The sequence below is a fragment of the Clostridium pascui genome (genome assembly GCF_016908015.1).
Classification (GTDB): Bacteria; Bacillota; Clostridia; order Clostridiales; family Clostridiaceae; genus Clostridium_AK; species Clostridium_AK pascui.
Window position 1 is genome coordinate 56,092 of sequence record NZ_JAFBDB010000010.1, and the last position, 12,703, is coordinate 68,794.

Below are 12,703 nucleotides of genomic sequence, written 5' to 3' on the forward strand. Positions count from 1 at the left end.
TATTAAAACCATTTATGTATTATTTTACCATATATATTTATTAAGGGGCCACACCTTTGGAAAAAATTTCAAAGAAGAAGCACCTGCAATTTTACAGATGCTTTTTATACCTATTCAGTTAAAACCTTTATTTCTCCTATTTCAAGTTCTGGTTTCATAGACTCTTTTAGATTTTCATAAAAATTCGCAATAGAAGTGTTAATGTACGGTATTAACCATAATAAACCAATGCCTGCTGTAAGTACGCATAGTAAAGCCCAACCTATAAAACTAAGATACATACAAAATAACTTCCACTTAAAACCTTTCATCATTTCTTTACTTCTATCTAATGCAGCCATTGCACCAATCTCAGGATTATCACTTAATATATAAAAAGCCATTGAATATCTATAGATAGCAATTATTCCAGGTATTATAAAAAGTAATGTCCAAAGAAATATAAATAAAGACATTAATAGTTGTAATAAAAATCCAGAACCAAAGTTTTTGAATCCATCAAACATGTTTTCAATTTTTAAAACTTCATCCCTAACTATTTTTAAAAAACATGAGCCAAGACCAAGTACTAGTGGCCCTAATAATAAGAAGTTTAGTATTGCTCCTATATAAGGAATTGCCAATAATGAAGTTATAATGGAGAATATAAAGCATAATAATACCGCTGTGCCCCATCTACCTCTGAGCTGATTTTTTGCATCCATTCTTAAGTTAGCATTGTCTTTAATTAGTTCATTGTTTATTTTCATAGTTTCCCCCTTAAAAAATAATTTTGCCAAATTAGCTCATAATTTAACAACAGACTTATTAAGTATACATTAAATAATGAAACTTGTTAACAATTTATTTACTTTATTCGTCTACGCGTTCTACTATAGCGTTTCTAATTGCTGATAAAAATAAGTTTCCCTTCATATACCCCTCTATTCACAATCACCTTATATCTTATTTATTTTGGGGCATGATTATTCCTGACAAAACAATGGGTGACTATCTCTCACCTGTCACTTGGCTGATTACACCATAAAAAAAGCACATTTTCTAAACATAGTGCATATAATATAAATGTTTAAAGCTTATGAAAGGAATTTTAAATATGTGTGACTTTTGTAAAATGTGTGCTTGTCCTTATTACATGAATGCAGTAAGGTATAACCCCTATAATATGAGAAATGGTAATCAAATGAACCAATGCCCTTACTGCAATAGCCAACCAATCTACAATCCAGGCTTTTCTAATGAACCAGAGGATGATGATTTGCTTAAGTTAAAGGATTATGGACCAAAACCCTTTGTAGTCAATATTGAAGAGGCCACTAAACAAAATGATAACTTCCGTACCGCTTTATGGACAGGAACTCATCTACAACTTACATTAATGAGCATAGATGTTGGAGGAGAAATAGGTCTAGAAATGCATCCTAACCTTGATCAATTCATACGTATTGAAGAAGGTCAAGGAATTGTTAAAATGGGTAGTAGAAAGGATAATTTGAATTTTCAAGCAAGAGTCTATGATGATTTTGCCTTCATCATACCTGCTGGCACATGGCACAATCTAATCAATACAGGAAATAAGCCAATTAAATTATACTCTATTTATGCACCACCTCAGCATCCACGTGGTACAGTTCATGAAACTAAAGCAGATGCAGAAGCTGCAGAAGAAAACCACCGCTACTAATATTAATTGAAAATTAAAAGGGACGGTTATCAACTATTCATGCGTTTTATGATTCCAGTTGAAAATCGTCCCTTTAAGTCTTGTTATATATAATTGTTTATGCTCTATTTTACCAATATTCCGATTTCTCTCATAGCTTTTGCTAATCTCTCTGCATTAGCAGGTTCCATCTCAGTAAGCGGCATTCTAAGTTTTCCAACAGGAAAGCCAGTAAGTTCAAGTGCTTTTTTAACTGGTATAGGGTTAACCTCGCAGAACATTGCATCTGCTAAATCTAACAAATCTAATTGTATCTTAAGTGCACCTGATGTATCTCCTTCCAAATATTTTACTACCATATCATGAGTAAGCTTAGGTGCAACATTTGCAACTACAGATATAACGCCCTTGCCCCCTAGGGATAAAAGTGGAATAACTTGATCATCATTACCTGAATATAAATCAATGCATCCATCTGCTAACTTCATAAGCTTAGCCACTTGTGACATATTTTCAGTAGTTTCCTTAATAGCTACGATATTTGAAACTTCTTTTGCTAAGGAAACAGCTGTTTCTGGTAGTATGTTGCATCCTGTTCTGCTAGGTACATTATACAAAATGATAGGTATATTTACTGAATTAGCTATAGCAGTAAAATGTCCTTTCAATCCATTTTGAGTTGCCTTATTATAATATGGTGTAACTACTAATAGTGCATCTACACCAGATTTTTCTGCTTCTTGGGATAGATATATTGCAGTCTTTGTACAGTTAGAACCTGTTCCCGCTATAACTGGTACTCTCTTATTAACATGTTCTACGCATACTCTGATACAGTCTAAATGCTCCTCATGAGTTAATGTAGATGCTTCACCTGTAGTTCCACAAATAATAATACTGTCTGTCCCATTTTCAATTTGGAAATCAATAAGTTCTCTTAGTTTAGCATAGTCCACCTCTAAGTCCGCGGTAAATGGTGTTACTATAGCTACTCCTGACCCTGTGAAAATTGACATATTATTGTCCTCCCTAAATAAAATATTATTATTTAACATGTAATAAATGGTATAACAAAAAGCCAACACATAGAGTGTTGGCCATAAGAATCCTAAAATGAAATATCTTAAGTAGCACTCCATCTAAAAGATGACAGTTACATAGCTATTAACTATATACCCAGAAGAATAATTATAAGGTCTTAATCCTCTTCGGCAAGCTTCCCTTCCAACTATGTTCATCTACACCTTACTGTATCACATAGTTTACTAATGAATCTCGCGCCTCTACCATATTATTAAGTTAAATTAGAGGAATTATAACATTTTATAATTTCTCTGTCAACCTAAATATCTTCTCATGTGGGTGGCACTATTCCTCATAACAAATAATAGGAGTACCATCTTCTATGTTATCAAAAATTGTTTTAGCTAAATATAATGGGGCATTTACACATCCATGAGTTCCATTTCTCTTATATATCTGTCCCCCAAAGGAATATCTCCAGCTTGCATCATGTATTCCTATATTTCCGTAAAAAGGCATCCAATAAGTTACTTCCGCTTCATAATTTTGTCCTCTTAAAGTTGATCCTTTTTGTTTGTAGTTAAGCATATAAGTCCCAAGCTTAGTGGAATTTCCTCTATTGGGATTCCCTGTTACTACAGCACCTTGAGTTATAAGCCTTCCATTCTTGTAAAACCACAAATGCTGTCTTGTTATATTAATTTCTACATAAGTATTACCTATATCGTTCTTATCCCTAGATACAGCCTTTTGACCATATATAGGTTCTCTTTCAATTACTATACCAAGTTTTATAGTTTCTAATATCGCTTTTTCTTCAGCATATGGATTGATCTTCCATCCATAAATTCCGCCTTTAACTTCTACTACTTTACCTGTAGAGGTTTTGAAATTTCTTGTTACTCCAACTGTATCATATTTTTTACTCAGTCCCAGTACATATTCCCTAACTGCCTTTTCATTTGTCACTACTTCTAAATTTTCATTAACACTAAGCCACTGACTTATTATATTGCCATCTAATATTTCATTTTCACTTCCAAATATATATGTGATTTTACTTTGTACATACTTATCTAGTAAACTTTTAGTTTCAAAGGTTTTGTCCGATTTTAAAGTGTAATTTGGATTTTCATAACAAAGATTTTGGTTTAAATCTAATTTTGTTTCTCCTTTTAATATACTCATTTCTATATCAGCCTTTAATTTATCCTTCTTTATCTTATTTCCATATACTTCTTCAATCACTTCATAAGAATCCTTTAAATATTTAAAACTTACATTTTGAGGTTCTACAATCTCTTTATTTAAACAATTCAATTCATTTATTTTATTTTCTAAATCATCTTTATTATAAACAAATAAATCATCTACATAATATTTTTCATCCTTTAATACTGAAATTATCCATTTAATTGAGCTTTGATTAAAATAAACTTTAGAAATATTATTTTTTTCATTATATTGCATCCCTATATCTTTTCCTTTTATTTCTTCAATTTCATTCTTTCTTTCTATTAACTGCAACTTATAATCATTTACATATCCTTTTATTATATCATCTGCATCACCATGGGCTTTTAATGACACATCTACTCCATTTATTACTGTATTGAAAAAGAAATGCTTTGTAAAATATAATGAAACAATTGAATATACTAGTAAAATTGAAAATATTAAAATGATAACATTTCCCGCACGCTTACTTTTAAAAAGCTTCTTTATATTAATATTATTCATAGGGGTTTATACCTTTCCATTTAAACATAATAACTAATTTATAATATGTTTGTATCTCTCATTTTAAAACTTAAACTTAAGATGGGACGAAACCCTTGGGAAAAATAGTAATTTTTAATTAAAAAAGCACCTGCAATTCAGCAGATGCCTTTTTAACTTGCCACTTGCCATGTGGGTGGCACTATTCTTCAATGTTTTGCGATACAGTGAATTAAAAAAGCCTTGGTCAATATTACACACAAAATGTTAAGCAATCAGTTAAAGGAGAATGAAATGAATAGTTCCATTCTTTCTTAAATATTAACTTGTTTTTAATTGCAGCTTTGTAATTTTATAATTGAATATAATATACATTACTGCTCCCATTATACAAGTAATGATTTCAGTAACAGTCATGGACCATATAATACCATGCAATCCAAAGAAGTTATGCAATATAATTATAACAGGGATAAAAAGAATACCTTGTGTAACGGACATAATGATAGAGGGTATCCCTTGACCTGAGGCTTGAAAAATTCCTGTGAATAATGTGGTAAATCCGTTAAACAGTCCAGAAATAAGCATAGCTAGCATAATATATACTCCAATACTCAACACCGAGGGATCATTAGAGAACAGACGTATTATCGTATTTCTGAAAAGATAAACTAAAGTAATAAAGACACCTGACAGTCCCAAAATCCATAAGGCTGATTGTTTGATACCCTCTTGCAGCCTTTTGATATTTTTATTGGAAAAATTATATGCTATTAATGGGATAATACCTAATGACAGACCCATTGAAAGAAATTCTGGTATCTGCACAATTCTTAAGGCTATACCAAAACCAGCTACTACACTATCCCCATATCCAATTGAAAAATTATTCAAAAGAAGAGTTGTAATAATAAGAAAAATGGTTAGTATCAATTCAGAAACTCCAATTTTATAAATCTCCATTTTATCTTTTAGAGATATACTAAAATACCTAATAAATCCTTTTAAATGTTCACTTTTTGTTTCTAAGTAATAAACATAGTAAATACATGAACCTATATTAGCCAAAATCATTGACAGTGCTACCCCTACAACATTAAATTTCAGCACTAATATAAACAGAATGTCAAAGAAAAGGCTTAAAGCTGTACTGATAAACATTCCATACATGGACTCCCTTGACGCTCCTTCAGCTCGTACAACTTGCTCCAGAGCAAAGTTAAGTACAATTGAAAATCCACCAAGAAACATAGTTAAGGAATAGCGTTTTGTAAAACCAATAATAGTAGAAGTATCTGCCCCCATAATCTTAACAATAGGAGTAAGTGTGAATAGAGCAATTATAGCAATTAAAATTCCTACTATAATACTACTATAAAAAGTGTATCCTGCTATCTTTTTAGCATTTTCTATCTCCTGCTTTGCAATAAGGCGTGTTATAAATGTACCGCCTCCAGCTCCTAACATATTTCCAAAAGCCATTAGTATAGTAAAAATTGGTAAACCTAAAGTAACAGCAGTTAACATTTCAGTATTGTGTAGTAGTCCAATAAAAAACGCGTTAATAACATTATATATTGTACCTACAGACATACCAATCATCATAGGAATAGATAGATGAGCAATTGCCTTTGTAATTGGAGCACTTTCTAAATAATATTCGTTTGTTAATGTTTGTTCCATATTTTATCCTCCCTTAAAAAGATTAATATTAGACTTGATATAATTAGAATTCTAACTATATGGGTATAGCTTATTATATGTCACCATATTATATAAAAAAATTATAGGCTGTTATTTACTTTTATTAATAAAGCTAATAAAGTATCTTTTTCTTCTCCAGTCAAACTAGCAGTAATACTTTTTTCAACTTCGGCAAATGATTTATTAAAATCTTCTATCAAAGCTACACCTTTAGGCAGTACATATATATTTTTCTGTCTTTCATTGCCCTTAGGGATTCTTCGTTCTATGTATTCTTTTTTCTCTAATCCTTGAAGCATACTTGTAGTACTTGCTCCTGTACGCTGAAAAGCATCTGCCAAATCCTTTTGAATGATGCCGCTATCCTGATGTTCATATATATAACCTATCATACGCCCCTGTTGGGAATTTAATCCTAATTTATTTACTTTTTTGTCAGCACTAAATTTTATTTTTAGTGCAATACTCCTAATTAACTGAGAATATGGATTTTCTAATGAACTACTAGAATTAGTCATTATAATTCCCTCCTGTAATTTTTTACTTAGGACTCTAACTATATATAGTTTAATAATTATAATTCTAATTGTCAATAAGTATTTTTATAGTTATCTTATAGATGTTTTTAAATTTCTTACTTTTCCAACTGTATCATATTTTTTATCTAGTTCCTGAACATATTCCTTTATATTTATAAAGTTATGATTCAACAAATCATATTTTTTTATAACCTATTTTCAAAAACATGTTTCATAAATATAATAACTACACATAAGAAAAAGCACCTGCTGCTTTGCAGATGCTTTTTGATTTTGCCACTTGCCATGTGGGTGGCACTATTTGTATATATCTATGGCTTTATTATAAATCTTATTATATTTAATACCTTTTACTTCTAATGTCAATTCATCTCCGCTTCCTTCAAAGCACAGCGTTCTAGTATAGCTAATAGTTCCATCGATCTTCTTATCACGATTACCTTGAGATGTTTCTTTAAGCTGTACCCTTTTTTCATCAATTATCATGTACACTTCTGACAATACTACATCCTCTTCTGTGGTAATTGTAACATAAGTCTTCCCATCCTTATCATATACATCATTTATTTTTACATTTTGCCCTAAAATTTGAATTACCTTATCCTTTTTCTCTTTGGAAAGTTCTATTTTCTTATCTACCTTGCTATTTGATGCGAAACTTACAAGCTTAATTTGCAAGGTCTTAAGTTCCTTTGGCAAGGCATCAAAATTGTTGTTAAATGTTATTCCCTTCATATCTGTGCTCATGCCTGCACTTTGAATCTGTACTTCTTTTCCATTGGCTATAAGTCTTATGTCTAGCTCTGCTGGTCTAAAACCTTCACCTAAAAGTTCATCTTTAGCAAGTTCAAATAGGCTTTGAATTTCTCCATTTATATAAGTTGTGGTTGGAGATGCTACAATAGATTGGAAGTCTATTTCTCCTTGATCTATTTTAATGCTTGCATTTAAAGTTTTCTTTAAGCTGCTCCCCATGGCCTTGTTTCTGTCTAAGGTAAATTTAATTTCTCCATTTTCTCTTTCATTTCCCTCTACTAATGTAAACCTCCATTCCAAGGTTTTTTCAAATAAATAAGGTTTATCATATTGTCCCTTCCACTTTATCTCAGTGTTTTCTTCATTTCGTCTGCCTTCTCCGCTGCCCATATGATAGGTTCCTATAAGCCCCTTTATATATGGGTTATGCTCTATATTTATCTTATCTACATTTCCTTTTGGATCTTTTATGGTATAAAACATTAAAAGCTGATTGTCATCTAACATGATTCCATCTAGAGTGACCTTAACTCCATTTTTGAAAGTATAGCTTTTATCTATTATCTGGCCCTTTCCCATCTCATTAAGATCTTTTAGTGTATTAGTCATAACTTCATCAAAACCTATTATCTTTTTACCGTAAAACGCTAGAGTGTCACTATTGTAGCCTATCAATGAAACTGCAATAATTAAAGAGGCTATTTTTACTATAATCTTAGATTTATTTTTCCCTTTAGGCTCCATTTTATATAAAGCCCCCCTTAGTCTTTCTTCTAATTCATTAGGTACTTCCAATTCTTCTATTTTCAGCTTTTTATCCTTAAGCATGTCTTCTATTTTATTCAAACCTCTTCACCTCCTAAACTTTCTTTTAGTTTTTTAAGTCCAATGGATATACGCGATTTCACTGTCCCAATGGGAATCTTTAGCATACTTGCAATGGTATTATAATCTAAGTCTAAGAAATACCTAAGTCTTATGACCTCTTGATGTTTTTCTTTTAAATTTGACATATGCTCCTCTATAATTATCTGCTGCTCTTTATTCTCTACAGTATTGTTATGTGCATTATCATATTGTACTTCTTCCTTCATATCCTCTAAATAAATTATCTTGCTGCTTCTTTTTAAGGAATTTTTACAGCAATTCACTAAAATAGTTTTACTCCAGCTATAAAAAGCCTCCTCTTTTTTTAACTTGTGAATATTTTTATATAAAATTACAATCATATCTTCCATAGAATCTAATGCATCTTCCCCATTTTTCATATATACATAAGCAAGCTTGTAATATTCTTCTCTTTTATCCATAATGAGTTTAATAAGTGCATCCTTATCTCCCTGCTTTGCCTTTTTGATAAGTTTAATAGTTTCCACTTCCTCACCTCTTTCATATATACGAGTATTATACCTTGTAAAAGGTTCATTTTTTATTAAAATTATTTAAAATAATGCTTACAATTTCCCCCAGGGGTCTGGCCCCCCAAAAAAGGAAACTTTTTACTTGACACTTTTAAATAAGTATAATATCATTTAATTAAGCAAATACTTAATTAAACAAAGGAGCAAATAATGGAACAAACAGTACAGATATTTAAAGCTCTTGGAGATGAAACTAGACTAAAAATATTAATTATACTTTCTAAAAGAAGAATATGTGCTAAAGGACTTTCAAAACATTTAAATATTTCCGAAGCAGCAGTATCTCAGCATATTAAAGTTTTAAAAGATGCAGGTATTATCGTTGGAGTTAAAGTTGGTTATTATGTTCATTACAATATACAAGAGCCTGTACTTTTAAAATTAGTAGAGTTTATTGAAAATATAAATGATGATCATACCATAGAAGGTTGTAAGCTAGGTATAAATATACCTAATGAGTGTAGAGCAACATGTAAATCAGATAAAAATAGATGTTGTCAAAAAAATAAAGATTAAAAGGAGAAACTAATATGAAAGTATGTATTCCTATTGAAGAAAATAAGGGACTTGAGAGTATTGCGTTCAATCACTTTGGTACTGCTCCATTTTTCTTAATCTATGATTTAGAAAATGAAGAAATAAAGGTAATTCAAAATGGAGACTTGAACCATTCTCACGGAATGTGCCAACCCCTAAAGGCACTTGGAGGAGAAAAAGTTGATGCTATCTTAGTTGGCGGAATTGGTGCAGGGGCATTGATGAAACTAAATAATCAAGGAATTAAAGCTTATAAAGTTATGAGTGAAACTGTTTTAAAGAACATTGAGCTATTAAAGAGCAATAAATTAGGAGAGTTTTCTGTAAACAATAGTTGTAATCATCACGATTGTCACCATTAATTATACATTTAAAAAAGACATCTACCTATTGGCGGATGTCTTTTCTAAATATTATCTAATTACAATCAATTCATAATTGTTATCTGCACACTACTTGCCACTTGCCATGTGGGTGGCACTTATTTTAAATCATCAATTGCTTTCTTTATTTTACCTGCATCTTCAATATAATCAGAAGCTTTTGTCCACAATTCTTTTGAAGGAATTATTTTTTCTATTTTAACGTAAGCTTGTTTCACTATAGGAATATTTACAATGTTTGTACTCTGAACTGTCATTAATACAAACCAACAAACAGCTATTAACGCTATTATTTTTATTACGCCGCTTATCACCTTTATTAAAATATAAAAAGCAATAATAGCCATAATTACTAAAACTACTGTATTGGTTGTTATATGCGGTAATTGCTTATCAATTAACTTATTTACATTTTCCATTTATATATCTCCTCCGTTTTATATAAGAATCAATTACATCATATACCATTGTACCAAAGTTCTCAATTAAATCAATTTAAATTCTTCTATCAGTGGCATCCTCTCTATAAGCTTCTTTTATTATACCTAATTTCAAAACAAGGATTAATTATTTGAAGGAAACTTAATACAAGTCTTTTTCTATGGTGTACACCTCATCCAAAAATAAAAGCCAGTATATTAGTTATACCAATATACTGGTTCCTACTTACACTATTGAATATTGTATCCTGTATGCTCTATACAGCTTTTAATTTGCTGAGAGTCTGCTGGTGGATTATATTCTACTTCAACTGTTCCTCTAGCAAGATCTATAGCTACTTCCTGAACTCCCTGTATCTCATCTAATGCATTAAGTAATTTAGTTTTACTTTCAGAACCAGCAAGTCCTGAAACGTTACAATGTAATGTTTGCATTTTATCTCTCCTTTCATAAATATATGTTTTTCAATATTAGTATGAAATTAAAGAGATATTTTTATCCACCTTATCATTCTATATTCTACCCAGCATTTTTTTACTTCTTCTTCAACTTCTCTTCTGCTTTTTTCATATTCTCATAAGCTCTAAATTTAACTATCCTGCTTATTAATTCATAAGGCATTGACTTACCTATAGGAAACTGCACTGCACCTTTTGAGCTTTTATATTCTGATAGTTCATCTTTAAATCTCTCAATTCCACTAGGACCAGGGTAAAATCCTATATGATTTTTATGAGCAGCAAAATGTACCAAATTTTCATGCAGCACAAAGGTAGGCATCTGCCAACTTATCTTTTCCTCTGCATCTGGTGAAGATTCTTTTATAACTCTTCTTAATGCCTCAAGCATTTCATGAACCTCAGGAGGAAATTGCATAATGTATTCATCAATTGATTTAAACGTAATTTTACTTTCTTCCATATTTTCTCCTTTCATAAGTCTTTTTAGTAGTATCATCCTTTTATTCACTTTACCATAAATTCACTCTTATAAGGATATAAGTTATTGAATTTATTACCAACATATGCAATCATATAGTTATCAATTAAATGGAGGTAAAAGCATGTCGCATATAGTTGGAAAGGATGCCTATAAAAGTTTAGAGGAAAGATTAAATAGGTTTCCACAGGGTGCTCCACCATCTGAAACACTTTATAAAATTTTATCCATGATGTTTACTAAAGAAGAAGCAGCCTTGGTTGCAAAACTACCTATAAAACCATTTAACATAAAATCTGCTAGTAAGCTTTGGGGAGTTAGTGAATTCAAAGCTGAGAGCATCCTCCAATCATTGGCTTCTAAGGCATTAATTTTAGATCTTGAATGTGAAAATGAGGAAGAGCAAAAGTATATGATGGCTCCTCCAATGGCCGGTTTTTTTGAATTTGCTTTGATGAGAGTTGGTACCCATCTTGATCAAAAGGTTCTTAGTGAATTATTTCATCAATATCTTAATGTGGAAGATGATTTTTCTAAGGATTTATTTTGGGGTACAGAAACAAAACTCGGTAGAGCTTTTGTTCAAGAGAGGGTTTTAAATGATGAAAACTCTATAGATATATTAGATTATGAAAAATCAAGTTACATAATAAAAAATGCTAAGCACATTGGTGTTAGCACTTGTTACTGCCGGCATAAAGCTCATCATTTAGGCGATGATTGTTATGCCCCTATGGAGGTTTGCTTAAGCTTTTCTAGTACCGCTTATACTCTTATAAAACACAATTATGCTAGAAAAATAGATGCTTCTGAAGCCCTAGATATCTTAAATATGTCCTATGACTATAACCTAGTTCAATGTGGAGAAAATGTTCAAAAACAGCCTAATTTCATTTGTAATTGTTGTAAATGTCATTGTGAAGCATTCGTATCTGCAAAGAAATTTGGATTTTTAGTTCCTGTAAATACTACCAGTTATTTGCCTAGCATAAATGAAAGCAGCTGTATAGGATGTGGAAAATGCGCTATAGTTTGTCCTATGGAAGCAATTAAAATAAAGGAAACTTCAGTAGAAAAACCTAATTTAAAAGTAGCTGACCTATCTGAAGATTTATGTCTTGGCTGCGGGGTTTGTGTGAAGAATTGCAAAGTTAATGCTATTAAGCTAATTCGAAGAAAGGAAAGTATTATCACACCTGTAACCACTGTACATAGAGCAGTATTATCTGCAATAGAAAAGGGCCAGCTTCAAAATTTAATCTTTGATAATCAGGCTCATTTAAGTCATAAAGCCATGGCTGCTGTCCTTGCAAGTATTCTTAAACTTTCTCCTGTTCAAAAGGCAATGGCACGTAAACAAATGAAATCTGTTTATTTAGCTAAACTTCTAGAAAACAGTTGAGATCTTAACTATAACATATATGAATAGCATTATAATACAAAAAAATAAAATAATCCGTGGATAACTTCCACGGATTATTTGTTTATCTGGCAACGACCTACTCTCCCACCGGGCCTCCCCGGCAGTACCATTGGCGCTTTGAAGCTTAACCTTCGTGTTCGGAATGGGTACGGGTG

14 protein-coding genes, 1 rRNA gene and 1 riboswitch are annotated in these 12,703 nt (G+C 31.2%); of the genes, 4 read left to right on the top strand and 11 right to left on the bottom strand.

Annotated features, from left to right (window positions below; translation table 11 throughout):
* Window positions 1-110: 110 nt before the first annotated feature.
* The gene (locus JOC70_RS17920; protein ID WP_204600236.1) at window positions 111-749 is read right to left on the bottom strand and encodes a DUF975 family protein; all 639 of its coding nucleotides are present in this window, start codon (window positions 747-749) and stop codon (window positions 111-113) included.
* A 347-nt stretch (window positions 750-1,096) separates the two neighbouring features.
* On the opposite strand from JOC70_RS17920, the gene JOC70_RS17925 reads away from it, so the two are divergent.
* The gene (locus JOC70_RS17925; RefSeq protein WP_243429184.1) at window positions 1,097-1,684 is read left to right on the top strand and encodes a cupin domain-containing protein; all 588 of its coding nucleotides are present in this window, start codon (window positions 1,097-1,099) and stop codon (window positions 1,682-1,684) included.
* A 104-nt stretch (window positions 1,685-1,788) separates the two neighbouring features.
* On the opposite strand, the gene dapA is transcribed toward JOC70_RS17925, so the two are convergent.
* From dapA to JOC70_RS17955, 6 genes are all read right to left on the bottom strand, one after another.
* Window positions 1,789-2,679 carry a 4-hydroxy-tetrahydrodipicolinate synthase gene (dapA, locus tag JOC70_RS17930; protein ID WP_204600237.1) on the bottom strand — a complete coding sequence of 297 codons (891 nt, stop codon included), beginning with the start codon at window positions 2,677-2,679 and terminating at the stop codon, window positions 1,789-1,791.
* Window positions 2,680-2,783: 104 nt separating this feature from the next.
* Window positions 2,784-2,957: riboswitch (Lysine riboswitch) on the bottom strand.
* Between the two features lie 74 nt (window positions 2,958-3,031).
* Window positions 3,032-4,426 (bottom strand): L,D-transpeptidase family protein, encoded by a 1,395-nt coding sequence (locus JOC70_RS17935; RefSeq protein ID WP_204600238.1) that lies wholly within the window; start codon window positions 4,424-4,426, stop codon window positions 3,032-3,034.
* A gap of 300 nt (window positions 4,427-4,726) precedes the next feature.
* Window positions 4,727-6,088: an MATE family efflux transporter gene (locus tag JOC70_RS17940; RefSeq protein WP_204600239.1), complete on the bottom strand. Its 1,362-nt coding sequence runs from the start codon at window positions 6,086-6,088 to the stop codon at window positions 4,727-4,729.
* 101 nt (window positions 6,089-6,189) lie between these two features.
* Window positions 6,190-6,627, bottom strand: a complete 438-nt coding sequence (locus JOC70_RS17945) for a MarR family winged helix-turn-helix transcriptional regulator (RefSeq protein ID WP_204600240.1) — start codon at window positions 6,625-6,627, stop codon at window positions 6,190-6,192.
* A gap of 318 nt (window positions 6,628-6,945) precedes the next feature.
* On the bottom strand, window positions 6,946-8,250 hold the full coding sequence (locus JOC70_RS17950; protein WP_204600241.1) for a DUF4179 domain-containing protein: 1,305 nt from the start codon (window positions 8,248-8,250) through the stop codon (window positions 6,946-6,948).
* Window positions 8,247-8,780, bottom strand: coding sequence for a sigma-70 family RNA polymerase sigma factor (locus tag JOC70_RS17955; protein ID WP_204600242.1), 534 nt, complete (start codon window positions 8,778-8,780; stop codon window positions 8,247-8,249). Before JOC70_RS17955 ends, JOC70_RS17950 begins: the two co-directional genes overlap by 4 nt.
* A gap of 195 nt (window positions 8,781-8,975) precedes the next feature.
* Between JOC70_RS17955 and JOC70_RS17960 the strand changes: the two genes are divergently transcribed.
* Together JOC70_RS17960 and JOC70_RS17965 are read left to right on the top strand one after the other, a co-directional pair.
* On the top strand, window positions 8,976-9,341 hold the full coding sequence (locus JOC70_RS17960) for an ArsR/SmtB family transcription factor (RefSeq protein WP_204600243.1): 366 nt from the start codon (window positions 8,976-8,978) through the stop codon (window positions 9,339-9,341).
* Window positions 9,342-9,355: 14 nt separating this feature from the next.
* Window positions 9,356-9,724 (top strand): NifB/NifX family molybdenum-iron cluster-binding protein, encoded by a 369-nt coding sequence (locus JOC70_RS17965; protein ID WP_204600244.1) that lies wholly within the window; start codon window positions 9,356-9,358, stop codon window positions 9,722-9,724.
* 119 nt (window positions 9,725-9,843) lie between these two features.
* On the opposite strand, the gene JOC70_RS17970 is transcribed toward JOC70_RS17965, so the two are convergent.
* The 3 genes from JOC70_RS17970 to JOC70_RS17980 form a co-directional block, all read right to left on the bottom strand.
* Window positions 9,844-10,164 (bottom strand): hypothetical protein, encoded by a 321-nt coding sequence (locus JOC70_RS17970; RefSeq protein ID WP_204600245.1) that lies wholly within the window; start codon window positions 10,162-10,164, stop codon window positions 9,844-9,846.
* Between the two features lie 252 nt (window positions 10,165-10,416).
* Window positions 10,417-10,620 (bottom strand): heavy-metal-associated domain-containing protein, encoded by a 204-nt coding sequence (locus tag JOC70_RS17975; RefSeq protein WP_204600246.1) that lies wholly within the window; start codon window positions 10,618-10,620, stop codon window positions 10,417-10,419.
* Window positions 10,621-10,720: 100 nt separating this feature from the next.
* The gene (locus tag JOC70_RS17980; protein WP_204600247.1) at window positions 10,721-11,107 is read right to left on the bottom strand and encodes an iron chaperone; all 387 of its coding nucleotides are present in this window, start codon (window positions 11,105-11,107) and stop codon (window positions 10,721-10,723) included.
* A 142-nt stretch (window positions 11,108-11,249) separates the two neighbouring features.
* Between JOC70_RS17980 and JOC70_RS17985 the strand changes: the two genes are divergently transcribed.
* Window positions 11,250-12,527 carry a 4Fe-4S dicluster domain-containing protein gene (locus tag JOC70_RS17985; protein ID WP_204600248.1) on the top strand — a complete coding sequence of 426 codons (1,278 nt, stop codon included), beginning with the start codon at window positions 11,250-11,252 and terminating at the stop codon, window positions 12,525-12,527.
* Window positions 12,528-12,611: 84 nt separating this feature from the next.
* On the opposite strand, the gene rrf is transcribed toward JOC70_RS17985, so the two are convergent.
* Window positions 12,612-12,703 (bottom strand): 5S ribosomal RNA (rrf, locus tag JOC70_RS17990); the annotation flags it as partial.